At 62.1% G+C, this 26,946-nt stretch carries 21 protein-coding genes; 8 read left to right on the top strand and 13 right to left on the bottom strand.

Annotated elements, in window-relative coordinates:
* Nucleotides 1–145: 145 nt before the first annotated feature.
* From mfd to HU737_RS13720, 3 genes are read left to right on the top strand one after another with little or no spacing between them, the layout of a single operon-like run.
* A complete protein-coding gene (gene mfd / locus HU737_RS13710; RefSeq protein WP_186556339.1) occupies nucleotides 146–3,595 on the top strand; it encodes a transcription-repair coupling factor in 3,450 nt (1,149 codons plus the stop codon).
* 10 nt (nucleotides 3,596–3,605) lie between these two features.
* Nucleotides 3,606–4,178 carry a peptidoglycan binding protein CsiV gene (locus HU737_RS13715; RefSeq protein WP_186556338.1) on the top strand — a complete coding sequence of 191 codons (573 nt, stop codon included), beginning with the start codon at nucleotides 3,606–3,608 and terminating at the stop codon, nucleotides 4,176–4,178.
* A gap of 1 nt (nucleotide 4,179) precedes the next feature.
* On the top strand, nucleotides 4,180–7,491 hold the full coding sequence (locus tag HU737_RS13720) for a DEAD/DEAH box helicase (RefSeq protein ID WP_186556337.1): 3,312 nt from the start codon (nucleotides 4,180–4,182) through the stop codon (nucleotides 7,489–7,491).
* Nucleotides 7,492–7,555: 64 nt separating this feature from the next.
* On the opposite strand, the gene nagZ is transcribed toward HU737_RS13720, so the two are convergent.
* Genes nagZ through HU737_RS13735 form a run of 3 tightly spaced genes read right to left on the bottom strand, consistent with a single transcriptional unit; the run spans nucleotide 7,556 to nucleotide 9,861 of the window.
* Nucleotides 7,556–8,554 carry a beta-N-acetylhexosaminidase gene (gene nagZ, locus HU737_RS13725; RefSeq protein WP_186556357.1) on the bottom strand — a complete coding sequence of 333 codons (999 nt, stop codon included), beginning with the start codon at nucleotides 8,552–8,554 and terminating at the stop codon, nucleotides 7,556–7,558.
* 22 nt (nucleotides 8,555–8,576) lie between these two features.
* Nucleotides 8,577–9,101, bottom strand: a complete 525-nt coding sequence (locus HU737_RS13730; protein ID WP_186556336.1) for a L,D-transpeptidase — start codon at nucleotides 9,099–9,101, stop codon at nucleotides 8,577–8,579.
* Between the two features lie 46 nt (nucleotides 9,102–9,147).
* The gene (locus tag HU737_RS13735) at nucleotides 9,148–9,861 is read right to left on the bottom strand and encodes a TetR/AcrR family transcriptional regulator (RefSeq protein ID WP_186556335.1); all 714 of its coding nucleotides are present in this window, start codon (nucleotides 9,859–9,861) and stop codon (nucleotides 9,148–9,150) included.
* A 234-nt stretch (nucleotides 9,862–10,095) separates the two neighbouring features.
* On the opposite strand from HU737_RS13735, the gene lexA reads away from it, so the two are divergent.
* Both lexA and sulA read left to right on the top strand, forming a co-directional pair.
* Nucleotides 10,096–10,704, top strand: coding sequence for a transcriptional repressor LexA (lexA, locus tag HU737_RS13740; protein WP_186556334.1), 609 nt, complete (start codon nucleotides 10,096–10,098; stop codon nucleotides 10,702–10,704).
* Nucleotides 10,705–10,717: 13 nt separating this feature from the next.
* Complete coding sequence (gene sulA / locus HU737_RS13745) at nucleotides 10,718–11,194, top strand: SOS-induced cell division inhibitor SulA (RefSeq protein ID WP_186556333.1); 477 nt, start codon at nucleotides 10,718–10,720, stop codon at nucleotides 11,192–11,194.
* A gap of 44 nt (nucleotides 11,195–11,238) precedes the next feature.
* Here the strand turns inward: sulA and HU737_RS13750 are convergent, their stop codons facing one another.
* From HU737_RS13750 to HU737_RS13780, 7 genes are all read right to left on the bottom strand, one after another.
* Entirely contained in the window at nucleotides 11,239–11,472 is a 234-nt protein-coding gene (locus tag HU737_RS13750; protein ID WP_138220148.1) for a hypothetical protein, read from the bottom strand.
* 50 nt (nucleotides 11,473–11,522) lie between these two features.
* Nucleotides 11,523–12,044: a DUF6586 family protein gene (locus tag HU737_RS13755; protein ID WP_186556332.1), complete on the bottom strand. Its 522-nt coding sequence runs from the start codon at nucleotides 12,042–12,044 to the stop codon at nucleotides 11,523–11,525.
* Nucleotides 12,045–12,213: 169 nt separating this feature from the next.
* A complete protein-coding gene (gene topA, locus HU737_RS13760) occupies nucleotides 12,214–14,826 on the bottom strand; it encodes a type I DNA topoisomerase (protein ID WP_186556331.1) in 2,613 nt (870 codons plus the stop codon).
* A gap of 100 nt (nucleotides 14,827–14,926) precedes the next feature.
* Nucleotides 14,927–15,178 carry a DUF1653 domain-containing protein gene (locus HU737_RS13765; RefSeq protein WP_186556330.1) on the bottom strand — a complete coding sequence of 84 codons (252 nt, stop codon included), beginning with the start codon at nucleotides 15,176–15,178 and terminating at the stop codon, nucleotides 14,927–14,929.
* 79 nt (nucleotides 15,179–15,257) lie between these two features.
* The gene (gene fadA / locus HU737_RS13770; RefSeq protein WP_186556329.1) at nucleotides 15,258–16,433 is read right to left on the bottom strand and encodes an acetyl-CoA C-acyltransferase FadA; all 1,176 of its coding nucleotides are present in this window, start codon (nucleotides 16,431–16,433) and stop codon (nucleotides 15,258–15,260) included.
* A gap of 32 nt (nucleotides 16,434–16,465) precedes the next feature.
* Complete coding sequence (fadB, locus tag HU737_RS13775) at nucleotides 16,466–18,613, bottom strand: fatty acid oxidation complex subunit alpha FadB (RefSeq protein WP_186556328.1); 2,148 nt, start codon at nucleotides 18,611–18,613, stop codon at nucleotides 16,466–16,468.
* 485 nt (nucleotides 18,614–19,098) lie between these two features.
* On the bottom strand, nucleotides 19,099–19,536 hold the full coding sequence (locus tag HU737_RS13780; RefSeq protein ID WP_186556327.1) for a hypothetical protein: 438 nt from the start codon (nucleotides 19,534–19,536) through the stop codon (nucleotides 19,099–19,101).
* Nucleotides 19,537–19,645: 109 nt separating this feature from the next.
* Here HU737_RS13780 and HU737_RS13785 point away from each other — a divergent pair, with 109 nt between their 5' ends.
* Entirely contained in the window at nucleotides 19,646–20,089 is a 444-nt protein-coding gene (locus tag HU737_RS13785) for a universal stress protein (protein WP_186556326.1), read from the top strand.
* A 129-nt stretch (nucleotides 20,090–20,218) separates the two neighbouring features.
* On the opposite strand, the gene HU737_RS13790 is transcribed toward HU737_RS13785, so the two are convergent.
* Nucleotides 20,219–22,147: an ATP-binding cassette domain-containing protein gene (locus tag HU737_RS13790; protein WP_186556325.1), complete on the bottom strand. Its 1,929-nt coding sequence runs from the start codon at nucleotides 22,145–22,147 to the stop codon at nucleotides 20,219–20,221.
* Here HU737_RS13790 and HU737_RS13795 point away from each other — a divergent pair.
* Both HU737_RS13795 and HU737_RS13800 read left to right on the top strand, forming a co-directional pair.
* Nucleotides 22,146–22,403, top strand: coding sequence for a hypothetical protein (locus HU737_RS13795; RefSeq protein ID WP_186556324.1), 258 nt, complete (start codon nucleotides 22,146–22,148; stop codon nucleotides 22,401–22,403). The genes HU737_RS13790 and HU737_RS13795 overlap by 2 nt on opposite strands.
* The gene (locus HU737_RS13800) at nucleotides 22,364–24,292 is read left to right on the top strand and encodes a transglycosylase SLT domain-containing protein (protein WP_186556323.1); all 1,929 of its coding nucleotides are present in this window, start codon (nucleotides 22,364–22,366) and stop codon (nucleotides 24,290–24,292) included. Before HU737_RS13795 ends, HU737_RS13800 begins: the two co-directional genes overlap by 40 nt.
* Nucleotides 24,293–25,139: 847 nt before the next feature.
* Here HU737_RS13800 and HU737_RS13805 read toward each other — a convergent pair.
* Nucleotides 25,140–25,943 (bottom strand): MOSC domain-containing protein, encoded by an 804-nt coding sequence (locus HU737_RS13805; RefSeq protein WP_186556322.1) that lies wholly within the window; start codon nucleotides 25,941–25,943, stop codon nucleotides 25,140–25,142.
* Nucleotides 25,944–26,007: 64 nt separating this feature from the next.
* On the bottom strand, nucleotides 26,008–26,943 hold the full coding sequence (locus tag HU737_RS13810; protein ID WP_186556321.1) for a chemotaxis protein CheV: 936 nt from the start codon (nucleotides 26,941–26,943) through the stop codon (nucleotides 26,008–26,010).
* Nucleotides 26,944–26,946 lie beyond the last annotated feature (3 nt).

Raw genomic sequence — 26,946 nt, forward strand, 5'->3', positions numbered from 1 at the left:
CATTATGACGCCCCACAGCGTATCGGGCAATGAGCGCCTGTCGCCGTCGCCACACCGCGCTGTTCTGGCCCTCGCGAGCCTGACAGCCGGCACTGGCGTCGGTACAATCGACCTCTTTGCCGCAACGCTTGGAGTGCAATCTCCCGTGTCAGTTCTGCGCCTACCGCAAATGTCGGCCACAGCCGGCAAACAAACCTGGGGCAACCTGCCCGGTGCCGCCCTCAGCCTGGCCATCGCCGAGGCCGCCAGCGGCGCCCGCCGGTTCACCCTGTTGCTGACCGCCGACAGCCAGGCGGCCGATCGTCTGGAGCAGGAGCTGCGCTTCTTCGCCCCGGACCTGCCGGTGCTGCCGTTCCCCGACTGGGAAACCCTGCCCTACGACCTGTTCTCGCCGCACCAGGACATCATCTCCCAGCGTATTGCCAGCCTGTATCGGCTGCCAGAGCTGGATCACGGCATTCTGGTCGTGCCGATCACCACTGCCCTGCACCGCCTGGCGCCGACGCGGTTCCTGCTCGGCAGCAGCCTGGTGCTGGACGTTGGCCAGACGATTGACGTCGAACAGATGCGCACCCGCCTGGAGGCCAGCGGCTATCGCTGCGTCGACACCGTCTACGAGCATGGCGAGTTCGCCGTGCGCGGGGCACTGATCGATCTCTACCCGATGGGCAGCAAGCTGCCCTACCGGATCGACCTGTTCGACGACGAAATCGAGACCCTGCGCACGTTCGACCCAGAAACCCAGCGTTCGATCGACAAGGTCGACTCGGTGCGCCTGCTGCCGGCGCGCGAGTTCCCGATGCAGAAAGAGGAAGTGACCCGCTTCAAGGCGCGCTTTCGCGAACGCTTCGATGTCGATTTCCGGCGCAGCGCGATCTTCCAGGACTTGGCCAGCGGGATCATTCCGGCCGGCATCGAGTATTACCTGCCGCTGTTCTTCGAGGAAACCTCGACCCTGTTCGATTACCTGCCGGCCGACACCCAGGTGTTTTCGTTGCCGGGCGTCGAACAGGCGGCGGAGCACTTCTGGAATGATGTGCGTGGGCGCTATGAGGATCGCCGCGGCGACCTGACCCGCCCGCTGTTGCCGCCAGCAGAGTTGTTCCTGCCGGTCGAGGACTGCTTCGCCCAGCTCAAACAGTGGCCACGCGTGGTGGTCAGCAGTGACGACGTCGAGCCCGGCGCCGGCCGCGAACGCTTCCCCGGGCGCGCCCTGCCCAACCTGGCCATCGAAGCCAAGGCCAACCAGCCTCTGGCGGCGCTGGCGAACTTCCTCGACCAGTTCCCTGGGCGGGTGCTGTTCACCGCTGAGTCGGCAGGCCGCCGCGAGGTGCTGCTGGAGCTGCTCGAACGCCTCAAGCTACGGCCACAGACAGTCGAAGGCTGGACCGATTTCGTCACCGGCAAAGAGCGCCTGGCAATCACCATCGCCCCACTCGACGACGGCCTGCTGCTGGACGACCCGGCCATCGCCCTGATCGCCGAGAGCCCGCTGTTCGGCCAACGGGTGATGCAGCGCCGCCGCCGCGAAAAACGCGGCGAAGCTGCCAACGATGCGGTGATCAAGAACCTTACCGAGCTGCGCGAAGGCGCCCCGGTGGTGCACATCGACCATGGCGTAGGCCGCTACCTGGGCCTGGCGACGCTGGAAATCGACGGCCAGGCCGCCGAGTTCCTGACCCTCGAATACGCCGAGAACGCCAAGCTGTATGTGCCAGTGGCCAACCTGCACCTGATCGCCCGCTACACCGGCAGCGATGACGCCCTGGCGCCGTTGCACCGCCTGGGCTCGGAAACCTGGCAGAAGGCCAAGCGCAAAGCTGCCGAGCAAGTGCGTGACGTCGCCGCCGAGCTGCTCGACATCTATGCCCGCCGCGCCGCGCGCAAAGGCTATGCCTTCGCCGACCCAGCCGCCGACTACGCCACCTTCAGCGCCGGCTTCCCATTCGAGGAAACCCCCGACCAGCAGAACGCCATCGAAGCGGTGCGCGCCGACATGCTCGCCGGCAAGCCGATGGACCGCCTGGTCTGCGGCGACGTCGGATTTGGCAAGACCGAAGTGGCCATGCGCGCCGCTTTCATCGCCGTGCACAGTGGTCGTCAGGTGGCCGTGCTGGTGCCTACCACCCTGCTCGCCCAGCAGCACTACAACAGCTTCCGTGACCGCTTCGCCGATTGGCCGGTGACGGTCGAGGTGATGAGCCGCTTCAAGTCGGCCAAGGATATCGCCAGCGCCGCTGCAGACCTCGCCGAAGGCAAGATCGACATCCTCATCGGCACCCACAAGCTGCTGCAGGACGATGTGCGCTTCAAAGACCTCGGCCTGGTGGTGATCGACGAAGAACACCGCTTTGGCGTGCGTCAGAAAGAACAGCTCAAGGCCCTGCGCAGCGAAGTGGATATCCTCACCCTGACCGCCACGCCTATTCCGCGCACCCTGAACATGGCCGTGGCCGGCATGCGCGATCTGTCGATCATCGCCACCCCGCCGGCGCGCCGGCTGTCGGTGCGCACCTTCGTCATGGAGCAGAACAACAGCACGGTCAAAGAAGCACTGCTGCGTGAGCTGTTGCGGGGCGGCCAGGTGTACTACCTGCACAACGATGTGAAAACCATCGAAAAATGCGCCGCCGACCTTGCCGAGCTGGTTCCCGAAGCTCGTATCGGCATCGGCCACGGGCAGATGCGCGAGCGTGAGCTGGAACAGGTGATGAGCGACTTCTATCACAAGCGCTTCAATGTACTGATCGCCTCGACCATCATCGAGACCGGCATCGACGTGCCCAGCGCCAACACCATCGTCATCGAGCGTGCCGACAAGTTCGGCCTGGCCCAGTTGCACCAGCTGCGCGGTCGGGTCGGTCGTAGCCACCACCAGGCCTACGCCTACCTGCTCACGCCCGCCCGGCAGAAAGTCAGCAGCGACGCCGAGAAACGCCTGGAGGCCATCGCCAATACCCAGGACCTGGGCGCAGGCTTCGTGCTGGCCACCAACGACCTGGAAATCCGTGGTGCCGGTGAGCTGCTCGGCGAAGGCCAGAGCGGGCAGATCCAGGCAGTGGGCTTTACCCTCTACATGGAAATGCTCGAGCGCGCGGTCAAGGCCATTCGCAAGGGCACCCAGCCAAACCTTGAGCAACCTCTGGGCGGCGGCCCGGAGATCAACCTGCGCCTGCCGGCACTGATCCCCGAGGACTACCTGCCCGACGTGCACGCCCGCTTGATCCTGTACAAGCGCATCGCCTCGGCGGCCGACGAAGAAGGCCTCAAGGACCTGCAAGTGGAAATGATCGATCGCTTCGGCCTGCTGCCAGAGCCGACCAAGAACCTGATCCGCCTGACCCAGCTCAAGCTGCAGGCGGAGAAGCTCGGCATCAAGAAAGTCGACGGCGGCCCCAATGGTGGCAAGATCGAGTTCGAGGCCCAGACGCCGGTCGACCCGCTGACCCTGATCAAACTGATCCAGGGCCAGCCCAAACGCTACAAGTTCGAAGGCGCAACCCAGTTCCGCTTCCTGGTGCCGATGGAACGCCCCGACGAACGCTTCAATACCCTGGAGGCGCTATTCGAGCGCCTGACCCCACAGACTGCCTGAAGGAAGATCCATGCGTGCCATCCGTTGCCTGACCTTGCTGCTGACGCTGTTTGCGCCGGCCGCCTTCGCCGAAGGCCTGTATCAGGTAGAAATGATTCTGGTGCGCCAGAACGACGTGCCGGCAGTGACCAGCCAGTTCGCCCCGGAAGATTGGAGCGCCGGCGCCCCACGCCTGGCCAAGGACGCTGAACGCCCGCCCGTGCTGGGCGATGAGGCCACTCGCCTGGAAGCGACGCCCAGCTACACCGTGCTGCTGCACAAGGCCTGGCAACAACAGCTTGGCAGCGAGCCAAGCCGGATTGCCGTGGGCGCGGGTGAGGAGCAATTCGGCCATTTCCCCATCGAAGGCAACCTGAGCCTCACCGAAGGCCGCTTCATCGCCGTTGAGGCGAACTTCTGGGTCAACCAACTCGACGGCAATGGCAGCGTGCTGCGCAGCGAGCAGTTCAAGCAAATCAACAGCAACATGAAGAGCGGCCAGCTGACCTTCCTCGATGGCGGGCATCTGGCCCTGCTGCTGAAAGTCGCGCCGGTTGGTGCGCGCAAGCTGCCGGTGATGGATCCGGAGATGATGGAGCAGTGAAGTGAGCGAGAGCGAGACGCAGCAACTGCTCAGGGAACACGAAAGCTGGACCGCAGATTTCGATCCCGGCGCACTTGGGCGTGGTCGCGACTATGCCGCACAGGACCGCGTGACCCTCCACTCGATCCACGACAACACCATCGAGTCGACCTGCACCGGCTCTGCTCGGCATCTCTACAGCCAGAAGATCAACCTGGTGATGAATGCTGGCAGGCTGCGGGTCCTGGCACGCTGCTCCTGCCCGGTCGGGATCAATTGCAAGCACTGCGCCGCCGCCCTTTTTCATCTGCAGGGCGATCGGCCAGCGCTGAACGACCACACGCTGGCCTTGCCGCACGAGCTGAGCAAATGGGTGGAAGGCCTTGAAGCGCCAACCACAGCCGCCAAAGCCCGCGAAGCCTCGCGCAAAGGCCCGGCCATCTATTACCAGATCAGCCTTGACCAACAGCGCTGGCTGCTGACAGCGATGAAGGGCACCCTGCAAGCCGACGGCCACCTGAAGCTGAGCCGCATCACCTCGATGCCGGAGATGATCTACTACACCCCGCGCTACGTCACCGACGAAGACGCACGCGTGCTACGCCTGATCGATACCCAGAGCAGAGGCGCAGCACTGCCCATGCTTTGCCTGGAAGGCAAGAAGGGTGCGGAGTTGTTGGAGTACGCCTTGGCAACCGGGCGAGTGCTGCTCGCCGAGCCCCAGGCAACCCTCGCCGCCGGGCCGGTACGGCATGCCGCGTTTCGTTGGGTGCGGCTGAACAACGGCAGTTATCGCGGCGCCTGGTACCACGATGAACACATGCCCCTGCTCGCCCTGCCACTCGACCCGCTGTATTACATCGATACCGAACATCACCTGGCGGGTAAACTCAGCCACGACCTGGACCCCTTCATCGCCAGCCAACTAGCACGCGCACCCAACGTACCCGAACACCTGGTCATCCCCTTGAGCCATCGCCTGAACGCCCTGAACCGTCACGTGCCAACGCCAACGCCCGTGCGCAGTGAAACCATTGATAGCCTCACCCCCACGCCGCGGCTGACCCTGGGTAGCCTCGAATTCAGCGCCTACATGCCCAAGACCGGACGCATGCAGCGCCAGATGCAACACCGCGCCGCCCTCGCCTTCGACTACGACGGCCTGCGCGCCACCGGCACTGATGACAAACCGCTGACCCGCCTGGTCGGCGAGACCAGCCAGCGCATCCAGCGCCAACCCCAGGCCGAACAGGCCATCCGCAAGACCCTGCGTGAGTTCGGCTTCAAGCCGGCCACCCGGCAGAGCAAGGCCCTGCCCGACAGCGCTGGTGATATGCACCAACTGCCCGACGATGAAGCCTGGCTGCAGTTCGCCCGCGAAGGCCTGCCGCGCCTGCGCGAGGCCGGCTGGGAGGTCGAAGTCCACCGCGACTTCGCCTTCAACCTGCACGAGGTGGACGACTGGTACGCCACGGTCGAGGAAGCCCCTGGGCATGAATGGTTCGATCTGGAACTAGGCATCGTCGTCGATGGTGAACGCCACAGCCTGCTGCCGATCGTCCTGCAGCTGCTGCGCAGCAACCCCGAGCTATTGCGCCCCAGCGAGCTGGCGCGGCGCAATGACGATGAACACCTGCTGATCGACCTCAACCGGGGCCGACCAGAGAGCCCGGCCCTGCGGGTAGCCCTGCCCTACGGCCGCATCAAGGCGGTGATGGGCACCCTCGGCGAGCTCTACCTGCACGAGGACGCCGCAGGCCCCGCCCTGCGCCTGGACCGAGCCGACGCCGCCCGCCTTAACGATATCGAGCACCTGCCGCTGCACTGGGAAGGCGGCGAGCACGTACGCGGTCTCGGTCGGCGCCTGCGTGACGCCCGCGAGCTGGAGGTCGAGCCGCCCAAACAGCTCAAAGCCACCTTGCGCCCTTACCAGCAACAGGGCCTGAACTGGCTACAGGCGCTGCGCGAGATGGGCACCGGCGGCATCCTTGGCGACGACATGGGCCTGGGCAAGACCCTGCAAACCCTCGCCCACCTGCTGCTGGAAAAACAGCACGGACGCCTGCAGCACCCAGCACTGGCGGTCATGCCCACCAGCCTGGTACCCAACTGGCTGGACGAGGCCCAGCGCTTCGCCCCCGACTTGCGCGTACTCGCCCTGCACGGCCCAGGCCGCAGCAAGCATTTTTCCGCGCTGAGTGAATACGACCTGATTCTGACCACCTACGCCCTGGTGCCGCGCGACCTTGAACACCTGCGCGCACAGCCTTGGCATACGCTGGTGCTCGACGAGGCGCAGAACATCAAGAGCAGCACCAGCAAGGCCGCCCTGGCCGTTTGCGAGCTACAAGCCACTCAGCGCCTATGCCTGACGGGCACGCCGATGGAAAACAACCTGGGCGAGCTATGGTCGCTGTTCCACTTCCTGATGCCCGGCTGGCTGGGCGATCTCAAACGCTTCAACCACGACTACCGCACCCCGATCGAACGTCACGGCGACCACGAACGCATGGCCCACCTGGCCAGTCGCATCCGCCCGTTCCTGCTGCGACGCACCAAAGAGCAAGTGGCGCAGGATCTACCCGCCAAGACCGAGATGGTCCACTGGGTCGAGCTCAGCGACGCCCAGCGCGATACCTATGAAGCGGTGCGGGTGGCGATGGACAAGAAGGTCCGCGACGAACTGGCGCGCAATGGCGCAGCGCGCAGCCAGATCGTCATCCTCGACGCCCTGCTCAAGCTGCGCCAGGTGTGCTGCGACCTGCGTTTGGTCAAGAGCGTGGAGAGCAAAGGCAACCAGGCCGACAAAGGCAAGCTAGGCAGCCTGATGCAGATGCTCGAAGAGCTGCTCAGCGAAGGCCGCCGGGTACTGCTGTTTTCGCAGTTCACCTCGATGCTGGCGCTGATCGAGCAAGAGCTTGAGAAACGCGAGATCCGCTACAGCCTGCTGACCGGCGATACCCGTGACCGGCGCGCGCCGGTGCAGCAGTTCCAGAAGGGTGATAGCGAGGTGTTCCTGATCAGCCTCAAGGCCGGCGGCACCGGTTTGAACCTGACGGCGGCTGATACCGTGATTCACTACGACCCCTGGTGGAACCCCGCCAGCGAGAACCAGGCTACCGACCGCGCCTACCGCATCGGCCAGGACAAACCGGTGTTCGTGTTCAAGCTGATTACCCGGGGGACAGTCGAAGAAAAGATCCAGCTGCTCCAGCAGGAAAAAGCGGCGCTGGCAGCCGGGCTGCTCGATGGCGGCCAGGCGGGTCAGTGGCGGCTTGGAGATGAGGAGATTGAAGCGCTGTTTGCGCCGTTGCCAGGCAAGCGCGGCAAATAGCCATCGCCACAGCCTCATCGTGGGGCTGTGGGAGCGGGCTTGCCCTGCGATGAGGGCCAAGCTGTCAATCGACCAGCTGCGCCTCCCTCAAGGCCCCCAACGCCTCCAGCCAACGCGGCTGCTGCCGATAATCAGTGCGTGCAAAACCACGCCCGCGCATCCCGGCAATCCGCGGCGACGGCTTGACCTTCAAGCGCTGCGCCGCACTCAGGGCGAGCTCCGCCGCTGCCCGGTCGTTGCATACCAGGCCCATATCGCAACCAGCAGTCAACGCCGCCTCGATCCGGTTGGCAGCGTCGCCCACCACATGCGCCCCAGCCATCGACAGGTCATCACTGAAGATCACCCCGTCGAAGCCCAACTCGCCGCGCAGGATGTCCTGCAACCAGCGTCGGGAAAAACCAGCAGGCTGAGTGTCGATTTGCGGGTAAATGACATGCGCCGGCATTACCGCCGCCAATTGGCCGCTAAGACGGGTGAAGGGCACCAGGTCGGCCTGGCGCAGTTGCTCAAGGCTGCGCTCGTCAGTGGGAATCGCCACATGCGAATCGGCCTCGGCCCAACCATGCCCCGGGAAGTGCTTGCCGCAAGCGGCCATACCCGCAGCATTCATGCCGCGGATGAACGCACCGGCCAGCTGCGTGGCACGCTCAGGATTACCCTCGAACGCACGACTACCCACCACTGCGCTGCGCTGATGATCGAGATCCAGCACCGGCGCGAAGCTCAAGTCCAGGCCCACCGCCAACACCTCGGTGGCCATCAGCCACCCGCACTGCTCGGCCAGGTACTCGGCGTTGTCGTTATCAGCGATTGCACGCATCGCTGGCAGGCGCACAAAGCCTTGGCGCAAGCGCTGGACCCGGCCACCTTCCTGATCGACGGCAAGAATCAGGTCAGGGCGAATGGCGCGAATCGAAGCGCACAGCTCACGCACCTGGCGCGGGCTGTCGATGTTACGCGCAAAGATGATCAGGCCGGCCACTTCGGGCTGGCGCAGCAGATGCCGGTCCTCGGCGGTCAGCCAGTAACCGGCGATGTCGACCATCAGGGAGCCTTGCAGGCTGGCAGTCATGGAAAGTCCTTCATTCGATATTCAGGGAAAGCCATTGCGGGCATGCGGCCTCGTCGATCCGCACCGGGCAGTGGGCGGGTACGCGATCGAACAGGTCCAGTAAATCAACATTGCGCAGGCGTACGCAGCCATGGGACAGGGGTATACCCAGCGGTTGCGTATCCGGCGTGCCGTGCAGATAGATGTAGCGGCGAAACGTGTCGCGCCGACCCAGACGATTGACCCCGGGTTCGCAGCCACTGAGCCAGAGGATGCGACTGAGGATCCAGTCACGCCCGGGAAATGCTGCGTGCAGCGCCGGCGACCAGACCTCACCCGTCCAGCGGCGACTGCTCAACACAGCGCCTAGGGGCAAGCCGGCGCCGATCTTGGCCCGCACCTGATGCAAGCCGCGTGGGGTGCATCCAGAACCATTGAGCTCACCGGCACCGTTGCGCGCGGTGGAAACCGCCAGGCGTAGACGCAACTGCCCATGAGCAAAACCGTAGAGGTGCTGGTCGGCGAGGGAAATGTGCAGGAAATCGAGGTCGGGCATGGGCGCTAGCTTAGCCCAACTGCCCTTGCTCGCCCAGCCTCGGCGCTCAGGCCTTGACGGGGGTGCTGGAGGCGCTGGACTTGGCCCGCGGGCGCAGTTGCGCTGCGGCCATGGCCTCATCGGTGACACCGCTGTCGGCGCGCATACCGGCCGCCAGGAACGGCACCATCAGGCGCATAACCTGCTCGATCGAGGTATTGATGCCGAAATCGGTCTCGGCTATCGCCCGCAGGGCCTTGATACCCGACATGCTGAACGCCGCCGCGCCGAGCATGAAGTGCACCCGCCAGAACAATTCAAGCGGCGGAATACGCGGGGCCGCTTCATTGACCAGCAACATGTAACGACGGAATACCTTGCCGTACATGTCTTCCAGATAGCGCCGCAGGTGACCCTGGCTCTGACTGAACGCAAGGCCCAGCAAACGCATGAAGATCGACAGGTCATTGTTGCTGCGCGGCTGCACCACCAGCGCCTGCTCGACCAGCATCTCGAGCAGTTCTTCAAGGCTGGGCTTGCTCTCCGGACGCGCCTGGCGACGCTCCAGCTCACGCTCCAAACTGGCGCAGAAGGGGCCGAGGAAGCGCGAGAAGACTGCCTGGATCAGGGCCTTCTTGGAGCCGAAGTGATAGTTCACCGCCGCCAAGTTGACCCCGGCCTTGCTGGTGATAAGCCGCAACGAGGTTTCCGCGAACCCCCTTTCCGCGAATAGCTGCTCGGCAGCATCGAGAATGCGTTCAACGGTTTCCGATTGGGCCATGACTACTCACTACTCCGGGACGGGGCCTGACAAACAGTTGTTTGAAACATACGTTTCAGGCCATCATCTGTCAAGGCTCGGTGACCCATGGGTCGCCATTAAAACACAGCGCTGCGCATCAAGCTGCAGCCCCCGCAATACGCCCCCTCACGCATCTTCTTCAGTTAACTGCTTGCAGCGGGCCATCTACTGTATATAATCCCAGTCACTGTATAAAAAGACAGAGCGCTCGCCATGCTGAAACTGACGCCCCGCCAAGCCGAGATCCTGGCTTTCATCAAACGCTGCCTCGACGACAACGGCTTCCCGCCAACGCGGGCCGAGATTGCCCAGGAACTGGGCTTCAAGTCGCCCAACGCTGCCGAGGAGCATCTCAAGGCCCTGGCCCGCAAGGGTGCAATCGAGATGACCCCAGGCGCATCCCGCGGCATCCGCATCCCTGGCCACGAAGCCAAAGCTGAAGAAAGCGGCTTGCCGATCATTGGCCGGGTCGCGGCCGGTGCGCCGATTCTCGCCGAGCAGCACATCGAGCAATCCTGCAACATCAACCCGACCTTCTTCCACCCGCCTGCCGACTACCTGTTGCGTGTCCACGGCATGAGCATGAAGGACGTCGGTATCTTCGACGGCGACCTGCTGGCGGTACACACCTGCCGCGAGGCCCGCAATGGCCAGATCGTCGTCGCCCGTATCGGTGATGACGTGACCGTCAAGCGCTTCAAGCGCGAAGGCAGCAAGGTCTGGCTGATCGCCGAGAACCCCGAATTCGCCCCCATCGAAGTCGACCTGAAACAACAGGAGCTGGTTATCGAGGGCTTGAGTGTCGGCGTCATACGCCGCTGATCCAGGAGGCGCCATGCAGCAGTTCATCCACGCACCCCAGTCCGCCCAGCTACCGCTGTTCGAAGCCTTTCTGGCCGAACCGGTACTGCCGGGCCTGAAGGCTAGCGCACACGCGCGCAAGAGCAGCCAGCCCGAGCGGTTCAGCGAACTGGCCCTGCGCGGTGCGCCGGGTCACTGCCAAAGCCTGTTGGCGCCTGTGCTACGCGACCTGAGCGAAGAGCAAGATGCACGCTGGCTAACCCTGATCGCCCCACCCTCCAGCCTAACCCAGGCCTGGCTGCGCGATGCAGGCCTTAACCGCGAACGCATCCTGCTGCTGCAACCGGGCGGCAACCAGAGCGCCCTGCAGCTGGCCTGTGAAGCCCTGCGCCTTGGCCACAGCCACACCGTGGTCAGCTGGCTGGGCAACCTCAACGCCAACACCCGTCAGCAGCTGACCCGCGCTGCAAACAGCGGAAATGCACAAAGCCTGAACATCCGCCTCGGCTGATGTTCAGGCTTTGCCTGTATTGATCGCTATCGTGTAGCTGAAACTCAGTGCAGAACGCGCGGGCCTTCTTCGCGTTCGAAGTCACCTTCGACCAGCTTGCCTGCCATCTGCACACCAACACTGAGCATGGCCTTGGCCACTTCAACGTGCTGCCCCTGTAGGAATGCCTTGGCGTCCTCGGAGAAATCCAGGGTTACCAGAGAGCCTTCATCTTCGGCGCGACGCAGCTCGATCCGGCCATCAGGCAACTCTACAATTTCAAGAAAGGACGTTGACATAAAGGGCTGTTCTCCACGAAAGGCGGGCATTGTACCAGCCAAGTGGCCTATCAGCACTCACTCAACGCGTCACGAAACCGTCGCACTAGATCTTTCAGATTTTTCCGCCAGCTTTCCAGTTCTTCCCGAGATAGCGCGGGCTGCTCGGCTTGGTCAAGATTAATGGCTTGAATCAGCGGCTGGGTAACGTCGGTTTTGGCGACTTTCTTGGCGACAGGTGGTCGGAACAAATCGGCATAAGCTGCTAGCAATTGCGCTAGCCAGGTTTCCGGTTGGCGAGCCAGTTCGAGCATCTCGGCCATTTCCGGAATCGCCACGCTTTGCAGGACTTCATCGTTGAGCAACAACTCAGCACGCGAGGCGTTAGCCTGGGGCAGACGATAGAAACCACCGATTTCGTGGCACAACCCCAGCAGCGCGCCATACAGGTGAAACAGCGCCGATTCGCGCTCAGCCTGGATCAACCCCTGGGCGTTCATTGCCCGGCTTTGCTCAGCCTTGGCCATGGATTCCAGTGCAAGACCGGCAAAGAACAGTTTCTGGTTGGTGCGGGTGTAGAGTTCCTGGGCCATTTCAAATGCCCTCCGAAAGGCTGCAAGGCGATAGCTCAGTTTCAGCCATCGCCCTGCCCTATCGCAAGCCCAAAAACATCGCAGGGCAAGCCCGCTCCCACGCCCTGGACTCAAACTCGAGCCCTAGGGTGGCAGCTTGCTTGCCCCGCGAATGTTCAGCCAGGATCGATCAGCGCTTGTCTTCTACCTTCCACGCGTTGCCGTCGTAGAACGCCTTCCAACCCGTCGGCTTGCCATCGACCTCGGACTGCACGTACTGCTCCTTGGTCTTACGGCTGTAGCGGATCACCGCCGGGCGACCTTCCGGATCCTTCTGCGGCGCTTCGCAGAGGAAGTGATACTTCGGATCGATCTCGTGCTTGTGCGGGATGATTTCCATTACCAAGGGCGCACGCGTCTCGCGGTTTTTCGGGAACTGGCTGGCAGCCAGGAACAGCCCCGAAGCGCCGTCACGCAGCACGTAGGTGTCGTTGACCTTCTCGCACTTGAGCTCCGGCATATCCACCTTATCCATCTTCGGTGGCGCCGCTTCGCCGCTCTTGAGCAGCTTGCGGGTGTTCTTGCACGTAGGGTTGGTGCAGCCGAAGAACTTGCCGAAACGGCCAGTCTTGAGCTGCATCTCGCTGCCACACTTGTCGCACTCCAGGCTCGGCCCTTCGTAGCCCTTGATGCGGTAGCTGCCTTGCTCGATCTCGTAGCCGACGCAATCTGGGTTGTTACCGCAGATGTGCAGCTTGTGCTTCTCATCGAGCAGGTAGGCATCCATCGCCGTGGCGCAAATCGGGCAGCGATGCTTGCCCAGCAGCACCCGCGACTCCGACTCACCTTCGTCGTCGGCGGCAATTTCGTCGCCTGGCACCAGGTTGACGGTAGCCTTGCAGCGCTCTTTAGGCGGCAGGCTGTAGCCTGAGCAGCCAAGGAACACGCCGGTGGAGGCGGTACGAATCATCATCGGCCGGCCGCATTCCTTGCACGGAATGTTGGTCATGGTCGGCTGGTTGGCGCGCATGCCGTTTTCCGACGACTCGGCAGTCTGCAGCTTCTTGCTGAAGTCGCCATAGAACTCGTCGAGAACGTTCTTCCAGTCGCGCTCGCCCTGGGCGACGTCGTCGAGGTTTTCTTCCATGTCGGCGGTGAAGCCGTAGTCCATCAGGTTGGAGAAGCTCTCCGACAGACGCTCGGTGACGATGTCGCCCATCTTCTCGGAGTAGAAGCGGCGGTTATGCAGGGTCACATAGCCACGGTCCTGAATGGTGGAAATGATCGCCGCATAGGTCGATGGACGGCCAATGCCACGCTTTTCCATTTCCTTGACCAGGCTGGCTTCGGTAAAGCGCGCCGGCGGCTTGGTGAAGTGCTGGCTTGGGTCGAGCTTGATGAGCTTGAGCGCCTCGCCCTGGGCCATGTCCGGCAGCACATCGTCTTCGCCTGGCTTGCTCTGTTGCGGCAGCACCCGGGTGTAACCGTCGAACTTGAGGATACGGCCCTTGGCACGCAGCTCGAAGTCACCGGCGTTGACTGTGACGCTGGTGGACAGGTACTGCGCAGGCGGCATCTGGCAGGCCAGGAATTGGCGCCAGATCAACTCGTACAGACGCTCGGCGTCACGCTCCATGCCACTGAGCTTGGTGGGATGGGTGTTGACATCGGAAGGACGAATCGCCTCGTGCGCCTCCTGGGCGCCTGCCTTGCTGCCGTACACGATCGGCGCTTCAGGCAGGTACTGCTTGCCGAATTCTTTCTCGATGTAGCTGCGAGCCATGTCCACAGCGTCAGCCGACAGGTTGGTCGAGTCGGTACGCATGTAGGTGATGTAGCCGGCTTCGTACAAGCGCTGCGCCATCATCATGGTCTTCTTCACGCCATAGCCCAGGCGATTGCTCGCGGCCTGCTGCAGGGTCGAGGTAATGAACGGCGCCGAAGGCTTGCTGCTGGTTGGCCGGTCTTCGCGCTTGGCCACGCTGTAGCTGGAGGCCTTGAGCTTGTCCAGGGCAGCCATGGCCTGGGCTTCGTTGAGCGGCTTGAAGGCTTCACCCTTCTCGCGCGCCACTTCGAAACGCACCTTGGCATCCTTGGCGGTGCCAAGGTCGGCGTGCACTTCCCAGTACTCTTCAGGGTTGAAGGCACGAATCTCGCGCTCACGCTCGACCACCAGCTTGACCGCTACCGACTGCACGCGACCTGCCGACAGGCCGCGAGCGATCTTCGACCACAGCAGCGGCGAGACCATATAGCCCACGACGCGGTCGAGGAAGCGCCGTGCCTGCTGGGCGTTGACCCGGTCGATATCCAGCTCACCCGGCTGCGAGAACGCCTCCTGGATGGCTTTCTTGGTGATTTCGTTGAACACCACGCGTTTGTAGCGAGTGTCGTCACCGCCGATGGCCTCACGCAGGTGCCAGGCAATCGCCTCCCCTTCGCGGTCCAAGTCGGTCGCGAGATAGATGGTGTCGGCATCTTTTGCCAAACGACGCAACTCGTCGATGACCTTTTCCTTGCCCGGCAGGATCTCGTACTTGGCCTTCCAGCCCGCATCCGGATCGACGCCCATACGCGCGACCAGCTGGCGCCGAGCCTTCTCTTTCGGCGACAAGGCCGGCGCCTCACCCGCTGCAGCCTTGCCACGCTTGGCCGCCGGCTCCTTACTGGTGCTGGCCGAACCGCTGGTGGGGAGGTCACGGATGTGGCCGATACTCGACTTCACCACGTACTGGCTGCCCAGGTACTTGTTGATGGTCTTGGCCTTGGCCGGGGATTCCACAATGACCAGCGATTTGCCCATGGATCGGAGTATTCCTGAATCTGAAAATGAAAAACGCGTCAGGTGCCGCACGCGGCACCGCTATATATAGTGGCAACAGGGTGAGGTCAAGCGCAGTCGACTAAGCCTGGTCTGCACCGGGATGCTCGAACCGCCCTTCTTCGGCCGTGACCAAAGCAAAGCGTGGCACCTGCTCGCCGTCAACCTCGACTGACTCCAGGAACATCGAAAGGGGTCGCACCCAAAGCCCGTAATCACCATACAGGCATTGGTAGAAGACTACCCACTCTTCGCTTTCGGAGTGCCGCGCAGCGCCGAATACACGATACTCAGGGCCCTTGTAGTGGCGGTATACGCCTGGCTGTATGTGCATCTCGCTGACCCTCTTGAACAAATTCTGTAAAAAACAAAAACCGGGGCACATGGCCCCGGTTGCTGCCTAGCGATCGCGATCAGACGCGTTCGAAGACAGTGGTGATGCCTTGGCCCAGGCCGACACACATGGTGGCGACGCCCAGGGTACCGCCATTTTGCTTCATGACGTTGAGCAGGGTGCCCGAAATACGTGCACCGGAGCAACCGAACGGGTGGCCCAGAGCAATGGCGCCGCCGTGCAGGTTAACCTTCTCATTCATCTTGTCGAGCACTTTCAAATCTTTCAGCACTGGCAGGGCCTGTGCGGCGAAGGCTTCGTTGAGCTCGATGAAGTCGATATCGGCCATGGTCAGGCCGGCGCGCTTGAGGGCTTTCTGGGTCGATGGCACCGGGCCGTAACCCATGATTGCCGGGTCGACGCCCGCTACTGCCATGGAGCGAATCACCGCCAGCGGCTGGATGCCGAGGTCCATGGCGCGCTGGCCAGACATGACGATCATGCACGAAGCACCGTCAGTGATCTGCGAAGAAGTACCGGCAGTGACCGTACCACCTTTTGGATTGAAGGCAGGCTTGAGGGCGGCCAGGCTTTCCAGAGTGGTGTCAGGGCGAATGGTTTCGTCGAAGTCAAAGACCTTGAGGAAGCCGTTTTCGTCATAACCCTGCATCGGGATGATCTCGTCCTTGAACTTGCCTTCCAGGGTCGCCTTGTGAGCGAGCTGGTGCGAGCGCAAGCCAAAGGCATCTTGCTGTTCACGGCTGATGCCATGCATCTTGCCAAGCATTTCGGCAGTCAGGCCCATCATACCCGAGGCCTTTGCCGCATGCAGCGACATATGCGGGTTAGGGTCGACGCCATGCATCATGCTGACGTGGCCCATGTGCTCGACGCCACCGATGACGAACACATCACCATTGCCAGTCATGATCGCCTGGGCGGCGGTGTGCAGCGCGCTCATCGACGAGCCACACAGGCGGCTGACGGTTTGCGCGGCCGAGGTGTGCGGGATCTGGGTCATCAAGGAGGCCATGCGGGCGATGTTCCAGCCCTGCTCCAGGGTCTGGTTGACGCAGCCCCAAATCACGTCCTCGACTTCTTTTGGATCGACCTTGTCGTTACGCTCCAGCAGTTTGCTGATCAGGTGCGCGGACATGTCTTCGGCACGGGTGTTGCGGTGCATGCCACCCTTGGAACGGCCCATCGGGGTCCGACCGAAGTCGACAATCACCACGTCTCTTGGATTCAGGCTCATATCAATACTCTCGCTCTAACTCGTTTGGGCGCTCAGTTGAAGAAGCGCTGGCCAGTCTTGGCCATTTCGCGCAGCTTCGCGGTGGGGTGGTACAGCGGCCCCAGATCGGCGTACTGGTCGGCCAGGGCGACGAACTCAGCGACCCCGATCGAGTCGATGTAGCGCAGCGCGCCCCCACGGAAGGGAGGGAAGCCGATGCCGTACACCAGGCCCATATCGGCCTCGGCGGCGGTTTCGACAATGCCATCTTCCAGGCAACGGACGGTTTCCAGGCACAGCGGGATCATCATCCAGTTGATGATGTCCTGGTCGCTGACTTCACGCTGTTCGAAGACGATCGGCTTGAGCACATCCAGCACGCTGGCATCGGCGACTTTCTTCGGCTTGCCGCGCTTGTCGGTCTCATAGGCGTAGAAGCCCTTGCCGTTCTTCTGACCGAGGCGATTGGCCTCATACAGGGCGTCGACGGCAGAGCGGCGATCGTCCTTCATGCGGTCCGGGAAGCCTTCGGCCATCACGTCGCGGCCGTGGTGGCCGGTGTCGATACCGACCACGTCCATCAGGTAGGCCGGGCCCATCGGCCAGCCGAACTTTTCCATGACCTTGTCGATGCGCACGAAGTCGACGCCAGCGCTGACCAGCTTGGCGAAGCCGCCGAAGTACGGGAACAGCACGCGGTTGACCAAAAAGCCCGGGCAGTCGTTGACCACGATCGGGTTCTTGCCCATTTTCTTGGCGTAGGCAACGGTGGTGGCAACGGCCACTTCGCTAGACTTCTCGCCACGGATCACTTCCACTAGCGGCATCATGTGCACCGGGTTGAAGAAGTGCATGCCGACGAAGTTTTCTGGGCGCTTGAGGGCTTTGGCCAGCAGGTTGATGGAGATGGTCGAGGTGTTGGAAGCGAGGATCGCATCTTCCTTGACCTGGCCTTCCACTTCAGCCAGCACGGCTTGCTTGACCTTGGGGTTCTCGACCACCGCCTCGACGACGATGTCGACATTGGCGAAATCGCCATAGGACAGGGTCGGGCGAATGGCATTGAGCGCCTCGGCCATCTTCGCCGGGGTCAGACGGCCCTTCTCGACGCGGTTGCCGAGCAGCTTGGAGGCTTCGTTCAAGCCCAACTGAATGGCGTCTTCACGAATATCCTTCATCAGGATAGGCGTACCCTTGACCGCCGACTGGTAGGCGATACCGCCACCCATGATACCGGCGCCGAGCACGGCGGCCTGTTTCACGTCCTGGGCGATCTGGTCATGTGCCTTGGCCTTGCGTTTGAGCTCCTGATCATTGAGGAACAAGCCAATCAGGCTGGCGGCGACGTCGGTCTTGGCCAGCTTGGCAAAACCTGCGGCTTCGACTTCCAGCGCCTTGTCACGGCCGAAGTTGGCCGCTTTCTGGATCGACTTGATCGCTTCGACCGGCGCCGGGTAGTTCGGGCCCGCTTGGCCGGCAACGAAGCCTTTGGCGGTTTCGAAGGCCATCATCTGCTCGATGGCATTGAGCTTGAGTTTCTCAAGCTTGGGCTGGCGCTTGGCCTGGTAATCCAGCTCACCACTGATGGCGCGCTTGATCAGGTCCAGGGCGGCGGCCTGCAGCAGCTCAGGTGCGACTACAGCGTCGACTGCGCCGACTTTCAGGGCGTCTTCGGCACGGTTTTCCTTACCGGCGGCAATCCACTCGATGGCGTTGTCCGAACCGATCAGGCGCGGCAGGCGCACGGTGCCGCCAAAGCCTGGGTAGATGCCCAGCTTGACTTCCGGCAGGCCAATCTTGGCGCTGCTGGACATGACCCGGTAGTCGGCGGCCAGGCACATTTCCAGGCCACCGCCCAAAGCAATGCCGTTGATGGCAGCGACAGTAGGCACGCCGAGGTCTTCAAAGTCATTGAAGATGCGATTGGCTTCCAGGTTACCAGCGACCAGTTCGGCCTCGGGCAGCTTGAAGTTGTCGACGAATTCGGTGATGTCGGCGCCGACGATGAACACGTCCTTGCCACTGCTGACGATAACGCCCTTGACCGAAGCATCGCCGTTGATGGCAGCTACGGCCTGGCGCAGTTCGTCCAGGGTCAGGCGGTTGAACTTGTTGACGGACTCACCCTTGAGGTCGAATTTGAGTTCGACGATGCCGCTTTCAAGAGCCTTAACCGTGATGGCTTTACCTTCGTAAATCATCAACTGATCTCCACGATATGGAAGCTGAACTGTACACGCCGAACGCTGGCTGAAACGCTGTCTATTCAGCGGTCTTACCAGGCACACCCGTCAGCGCGATAGTCGGGATTCGTACGAGCGGTCTGACATACAAACGCTCAATTCATACGCCCGTTTGATTTGGGTATGCACACATTCTCCGAAATGATCGACGTTGTCAAATGCTCGCAAGCAGTGTGAAAACGCGACTTTCCGGTCATTTTGCAACGCTTGGGTGCAAACCCTGATGACAGTGATCGCCAGACATTCATGACAGCGATAAACAAAGAGGCAGGAGAAAAAAGCGTTTGGCTAAACGCATATTCGCTGAGGCTAGCTATAGTGAGGGGCGAGTCGAATGTTTCCCGGCCTGCCTGGCCTTTCTGCGGCTGCAGAACGCATCGCGGGGCAAGCCCACTCCACGCTAACGCGGGAGCGGGTTTGCCCCGCGATGTCGTTTCGATGGTTTAAGCGAGGGTTTCCAAGGTCTGGGCAATATTCTGCAACACAGAGCTATCGCCGCGCTCTCCCCAGTACAGAGCGATCATCTGGGTATTGGCCTCGACCAGGTAGACATTGCCTGGCAGGCGGGCAAATTGCTCGGTCAGGCGTGGATCGGCACAAGGCTCACGCCACGTGTTCCACCATACCCCGGGACTCACCTGCCAGTAGGCCCAGCAATCGTCGCGCCCTTTGCGCCGCGCCCGATGGTACTGCGGACAAGGGCTTGGCGGCTGGTCTTGTAGCCAGTGCGGCCACTGCTGCGGTGCCAATTGCATGGCCAGGCCCATACGCCGACCCTCCAGGCGCAGGTTCATCTGCTCGCTCTGTTTGCGTGAGGGGCGCAACCACGCCAGAGGGCTGAGAATCAGCGCAAGGATTGACACCACCAGCCATACCGTCATATCTGTAGATCCCATAAAGCGTTGCAAATGAGCTGGTTAGCCAGGTTTCACGTTAATCGGCGCGAAAGCGACCATACTTCTACTATCGCGATTGTCAGGAGTACCACCCATGGAATACCAACATATTCTGGTCGCCGTCGACCTGACCGAAGAATGCGACCCGGTGATCAAGCGCGCCAAGGCGATCGCTCTGGCTAACGGCGCGAAGGTATCGCTGGTACACATCGTCGAGCCGATGGCCATGGCCTTTGGCGGTGACGTGCCGATGGACCTGTCGCAGCTGCAACAACAGCAGTTCGACCAGGCCAAGGAGCGCATGGAGCGCTTGTACAACAAGTATCCCGATATCAACCGCGGTGATTCGCACCTGGTCTACGGCCAGCCGCGCCAAGAGATTCATCAGCTGGCCAAGGATCAACAGTGCGACCTGATCGTGGTCGGCAGCCATGGTCGTCATGGCCTGGCGCTGCTACTGGGTTCCACTGCCAATGACGTGCTGCATGGTGCGCCGTGCGATGTGCTGGCAGTGCGTCTGCAGAAGAAGGAAAGCTGAGCGCCGCAGGGTTCAGGCTGACCCCATCGCTGGGCAAGCCCGCTCCCACGCCAGCGCTTTCAGTGCCAGGGGCGTGGGAGCGGGCTTGCCCCGCGATGAGGCCCGCCCAATCACCGCAAGTGCCGAACCTTAGCCCTCCAGCTCAGCCCAGCGCTCAACCAGCACGTCCAGCTCGGCCTGCAGCTTCTCAAGCTTGGCCAGCACCGTCGAGGTCTCCCCGATCGGTCGCTGGTAGAAGCTCGGCGAACCGACTTCTTCCTGTAGCTTGGCCATGGCCTGCTCGATCACATCAATCTGCCCCGGCAAGGCTTCCAGCTCACGCTGAAGCTTGTAGCTGAGCTTCTTCTTGCTGGCATCCGCCACCGGTGCTGCACTAACCGGCGCCGGCGCTTCAACCGATTTCTCCACCACAGCGCTGTTGAGCTCGGACTTGCCGCCCTTGCTCTCGGTCACGCCCAGCAGCTTCGGCGAGCCGCCCTGACGGATCCAGTCTTCATAGCCGCCGACATACTCACGCACCTTGCCCTCGCCCTCGAACACCAGGGTGCTGGTGACCACGTTGTCGAGGAAGGCCCGGTCGTGACTGACCATCAGTACCGTACCCTTGTAGTTGCACAGCACCTCCTCGAGCAGCTCGAGGGTTTCCACGTCCAGGTCGTTGGTCGGTTCGTCCAGCACCAGCAGGTTGGCCGGCTTGCTGAACAGCTTGGCCAGCAGTAAACGCGCACGCTCACCACCCGACAGCGCCTTGACCGGCGTACGAGCACGCTGCGGGCTGAACAGGAAGTCGCCCAGGTAGCTCAGGACATGGCGGTTCTGCCCATCGATCTCGATGAAATCGCGGCCTTCTGCCAAGTTTTCGATAACGGTTTTTTCCAGGTCGAGCTGGTGACGCATCTGGTCGAAGTAAGCCACTTCCAGCTTGGTGCCGCTCTCGACCTTGCCGCCGGTGGGCTGCAAATCGCCGAGCATCAGCTTGAGCAGGGTGGTCTTGCCGGTACCGTTGGCGCCCAGCAGGCCGATACGGTCCTCGCGCTGCAGCACCATGGAGAAGTCCTTGACCAGCATCGGCCCTTGCGGGTGAGCGAAGCTGACGTTTTCCAGGACCATCACCTGCTTGCCGGATTTTTCCGCCGACTCGATCTGGATATTGGCTTTGCCCTGGCGCTCGCGGCGCTCACCACGCTCGACACGCAAGGCCTTGAGGGCGCGCACGCGACCTTCGTTACGGGTCCGCCGGGCCTTGATGCCCTGGCGGATCCATACCTCTTCCTGGGCCAGGCGTTTGTCGAACAGCGCGTTGGCGGTTTCTTCAGCGGCCAGTGCGGCTTCCTTGTGCACCAGGAAGCTGGCGTAGTCGCCGTTCCAGTCGATCAACCCACCACGGTCCAATTCCAGGATGCGTGTAGCCAGGTTCTGCAGGAAGGAACGGTCGTGGGTAATGAACAGCACAGCGCCGTTGAAACCGCTCAGGGCTTCTTCAAGCCAGGCGATGGCACCGATGTCCAGGTGGTTGGTTGGCTCGTCGAGCAGCAGCAGGTCCGGCTCGGACACCAGCGCCTGGGCCAGCAGTACCCGGCGACGCCAGCCACCGGAGAGCTCGGCCAGGGTCTTGTCGGCCGGCAGTTGCAGGCGGCTCAGGGTACTGTCGACCACTTGCTGCAGGCGCCAGCCGTCACGCGCTTCGAGCTCGTGCTGGACATGCATGAGCTTGTCCAGGTCTTCATCGTTGTGGATGTTCTGGCTCAGGTGATGGTACTGCGCGAGCAGCTCACCGACGCCATCCAGGCCGGCAGCGACCACATCGAACACGGTGCGCTCGTCGGCCACCGGGAGTTCCTGCGGCAGTTCGCCGATCTTCAGCGCCGGGGCGCGCCAGATGGCACCATCGTCGGGCTTCTGCTCGCCCTTGACCAGGCGCAGCATGCTCGACTTGCCCGTGCCGTTGCGACCGATGATGCACACCCTCTCACCACGGGCGATCTGCCAGGAAACCTTGTCCAGCAGCGGCATGGCGCCGAACGCAAGGGACACATCGCTTAATTTGAGTAAGGTCATGATCATCTCCAAAAACTGGGCGCGCATTCTACCTGACTTGACCCTTGCCGGCATCAAGTCAACGCCAGTGGAAACGCTTTGCGACATCTGGTCGAACTTAACAGTTGGATACAAGCGCAGTGCTTTCACCGCCAGCGCGCAAACGGCTAAGCTTACGCAATACAACAGTGCTGGCCTCGCCGTCACTTTCCCATGGTTCAACTGCCCGGACGTATCATGCGCAGCCGCCTGTTACAGATTGCTTCTTGCCTGCTGATCACCGCCGCCACTGCCAGTGCGGCGCAGGCCGCCGACCTTACCCAGCAACGTCAGTACTACGACGAAGCCAAACGTGCGCTGGCCAAAGGTGACAAAGGCCCCTACCTGCGTTACTCGCAGGCCTTGCGTGACTATCCACTGACGCCCTACCTGGCCTATGACGAACTGACCGCCCGCCTGAAAAGCGCCAGCAACGAAGAAATCGAAGGTTTCCTCGCCAAGCACGGCGATCTGCCTCAAGCCAACTGGATGAAGTTACGTTGGCTGCGCTGGCTGTCCGAGCGCGGCGAATGGAACACGTTCGCCAAGTATTACGACCCCAAGCTCAACTTCACCGAACTGGACTGCATCAATGGCCAGTATCAGCTCAGCCATGGCAAACGCGCCGAAGGCTTTGCCAGCGCCGAAAAACTGTGGAACGTCGGCAAGTCGCAACCGGCGGCCTGCGACACTCTGTTCGCGATGTGGGCAGCCGAAGGCCAACTGACCGAGGCCAAGCGCTGGGAACGCGCCAAGCTTGCTGCCCAAACGCGTAACTACGCCCTGGCCAACAGCTTGGTAAAGACCCTGACCTCCCTCTCCCCGCAAGGCAAACTGCTGATCGATGTGGCGCAAAAGCCCGAGCTGCTCAACCAGCCTTCGCGCTTTACCCCGGTCAATGAAGCGATGTCCGACGTGGTCAGCCTGGGCCTGCGCCGGCTCGCTCGCCAAAACCCTGAACGGGCCATGGCCTTGCTCGATGACTACGCCCAGCGCATGCACTTCTCGCGCGACGAAAAGGTCGCCATCGCTCGCGAAATCGGCTTGACCCTGGCGCGCCGCTACGACCCACGCGCACTGGACTTGATGACCCGCTACGATCCTGAGCTGCGCGATAACACCGTCAGCGAATGGCGCCTGCGCCTACTGCTGCGTCTGGGTCGTTGGGAAGAAGCTTACGAACTGACCAAGCGCCTGCCCCAAGACCTGGCCAGCAGCAGCCGCTGGCGCTACTGGCAGGCCCGTAGCCTGGAGCTCGCCCAGCCGAACAACCCGCAGATCCCGCTGCTGTACAAGACCGTGGCTCGTGAGCGCGACTTCTATGGCTTCCTTGCAGCCGATCGGGCGCAGACGCCTTATCAGCTGAACAACAGGCCGCTGGTGCCGAGCCCGCAGCTGGTCAACAAGGTGCGTAATACCCCAGGTATCCGTCGCGCGCTGGAATTCCATGCGCGCGGCCAGATCGTTGAGGGGCGCCGTGAGTGGTACCACGTCAGTCGGCACTTCAACCGTGACGAGATGGTCGCCCAGGCGCGCCTGGCGTACGACTTGCGCTGGTACTTCCCGGCCATTCGCACCATTAGCCAGGCGCAGTACTGGGACGACCTGGACATCCGCTTCCCGATGGCACACCGCGATACCCTGGTGCGTGAGGCCAAGGTCCGTGGCCTGCACTCCAGCTGGGTGTTTGCCATTACCCGGCAGGAAAGTGCCTTCATGGAAGATGCTCGATCTCCGGTGGGTGCCAGCGGCCTGATGCAGTTGATGCCGGCCACGGCCAAGGAAACTGCGCGCAAGTTCAGTATTCCACTGGCCTCACCCTCGCAGGTGCTTAATCCGGACAAGAACATTCAGCTGGGTGCGGCTTATTTGAGCCAGGTGCATGGGCAGTTCAATGGCAACCGGGTGTTGGCCTCGGCGGCCTACAACGCTGGGCCTGGGCGGGTGCGGCAGTGGCTCAAGGGGGCCAAGCATTTGAGTTTCGATGTTTGGGTTGAGTCGATTCCATTCGATGAGACGCGCCAATATGTGCAGAACGTGCTGTCTTATTCGGTGATTTATGGGCAGAAGCTGAATTCGCCGCAGCCTTTGGTGGATTGGCATGAGCGGTATTTTGACGATATGTGAGGGGGGGCTTGGGCTTTTAGAGACTTGAGCTTATCCATTTGAGGGGGCGGCGCTACTGGCCCCTTCCGCCCTTACGGCGGCCTACTTTGGTCTTGGCCAAAGTAGGCAAAGCCGCTCGCTCCTGCATACGGCCCTACGCTGCGCTTCGGGTCCCTTCGCGCCGGCGCCTTCCGGGCCCGCGCGGCCTACGATTTGCTGCGCAAATCTACATCTCGCGCCTTCGGCTACGCCGAAGGGTGCTAGCGCACCTGGCCCTCCAGACGCCTCTGCTCAGCCTCCTGAAGTCGCGAATCTGCGGCGTCTGAACCTGCGTGCACGAACATCAAGAGCAGGCGAATCGCTGCGCTCTCGCCAAAGCCAAAGCCAAAGCCAAAGCCAAAGCCAAAGCCAAATTTTGATTTTTCTGTTTTGTGTTGTTTGTTCTGGCCTCTTCGCGGGCAAGCCCGCGAAGAGGCCAGAGCATCCACCACACCTGTCACTATCGGCAGATAACGCCAGGCCAGGCGCCGCCACTAACTTCGCGACTTCAGGAGGCCGAGCGTAGGTGTCTGGAGGGCCAGGTGCGTCAGCACCCTTCGGCGTAGCCGAAGGCGCGAGATGTAGATTTGCGCAGCAAATCGTAGGCCGCGCGGGCCCGGAAGGCACCGAAGCGAGGGGACCCGAAGCGCAGCGTAGGGCCGGATGGTGGAGCGCAGACCTTTTGGTTACTTTTGGGGCGACTGCCAAAAGTGACCCGCCGTAAGGGCGGAAAGGTGCCTAAATGCCACCATCGCGAATGGATAATCACACAAAACACAGGAAATCAGGAAATCAGCATGGATATCTCATAACGCGAGAACCCCCGAACCTACTCAAGCACCTCAACCCCCATCCCAACCGCAATCTCCCCCGCCCCATCCGCAGCCAGATTCTGCCCAAACAGCACATCCCCCTCCCGCTCCCGAAACGTCTTCAGCGTCGCCAAAGGCTCCCGATCGGCACTACGCTCCCCCGTCCCAGGATCAAGCGTAGTCAGAATGCACCGCACACTAGGCTTGAGCACCCGAAAGGTCAGATCACCAATACGAATCCGCTTCCAGCCATCCTCGGCAAAAGGCTCAGCCCCCTGCACCACCAGGTTCGGCCGAAACCGCAGCATTTCCATGTCCCGGCCAATCCGCCGATTCAGCTCATCGAGCGAGCCCTGCCCAATCAGCAACAACGGAAAGCCATCCGGAAACGCCGCCCGATCACTGTTCAGTCCATACCCGCTCGGCAGGTAGCGTGCACGCTGCTGCGGGCAGTACACCAGGCGTACCGGCTTGCCGAGCAACTCACTGAGCCAAGCCGCTGCCGCATCGCCGGCATCCGGCACGCGCAAGGTGTCACGCCAGATAGTCACCCCGCGCAGGTCGTCATCCACGCCCGGCACAGCCACTTCCAGCGGCATCTGCCCAGGCGTTTGAAGCAGCAACTGCCCCGTCGGGCCAAGGCTGGCTTCAAGCTGCGTCAGCCGCGGCCAGGCCCGCTGGGTAAGAAAGCGGCCATTGGACTCTTCCACCACCAGCCAACGCCGATCACCCTGCAACCCCAGCAGATCTACTGCGCTGGTCACCAGGCTTTGCGCCTGACACGACTTCACCGGATACCGATACAACGCACTCAGAAACATCCCTGCCCGCCTCATGCCAGTCGAAAACGCCTAGCTTATACCCGGCGGGCGGCGCGCGCAGTGCTCAAGCGGGGGCGTGATCAAGCAACAAGCGCTGGCGCACCACATCCACCAGACGATCCGGCTGGAACTTGGAGAGGAAGTTGTCGCACCCTACCTTCTTCACCATCGATTCGTTGAAGCTACCCGACAACGAGGTGTGCAGCACCACGTAAAGCCCGCGCAGGCGCGCATCGGAGCGAATTTCGGTGGTCAGCCGATAGCCATCCATCTCTGGCATTTCCGCGTCGGTAAAGATCATCAACAGCTTTTCGCAGACATCCTCGCCCGCATCGGCCCAGCCTTTGAGCATGCGTAAAGCCTTGAGGCCATCGCTGGCCACGTGCAGCTTGACCCCCAGCTGCGACAGCGTGTCACGCAACTGCGCGAGAGCCACGGTGGAGTCATCGACCAACAGCACCTCGCGCCCGCGGGCGCGCGCCAGGATCGGGTCGGCGAGCTTGTCATTGGAGACCTTGGCGCTGTACGGAACGATCTCGGCGAGCACTTTCTCGACGTCAATGATCTCCACCAGCTTCTCCTCGACCTTGGTGATAGCGGTCAGGTAGTGCTGACGCCCAGCGCTGGTCGGCGGTGGCATGATCGCCTCCCAGTTCATGTTGACGATGCGATCGACACCGCCCACCAGGAAGGCTTGCACCGAACGGTTGTACTCGGTGACGATAATGGTGCTATCAGGCCCCGGCTGCAGAGGACGCATGCCGATGGCCTGGGACAGGTCGATCACCGGCAAGGTCTGCCCGCGCAGGTTGACCACCCCACAGACGAAGGCATGACGCTGCGGCATCAGGGTCAGCTTGGGCAGCTGCAGGACTTCCTGGACCTTGAATACGTTAATCGCGAACAACTGGCGACCGGCCAGGCGGAACATCAGGATTTCCAGGCGGTTCTCACCTACCAGTTGGGTGCGTTGGTCTACCGTATCGAGAATGCCGGCCATTGG

Origin of the sequence: Pseudomonas urmiensis, assembly GCF_014268815.2 — a bacterium.
Taxonomy (GTDB): domain Bacteria; phylum Pseudomonadota; class Gammaproteobacteria; order Pseudomonadales; family Pseudomonadaceae; genus Aquipseudomonas; species Aquipseudomonas urmiensis.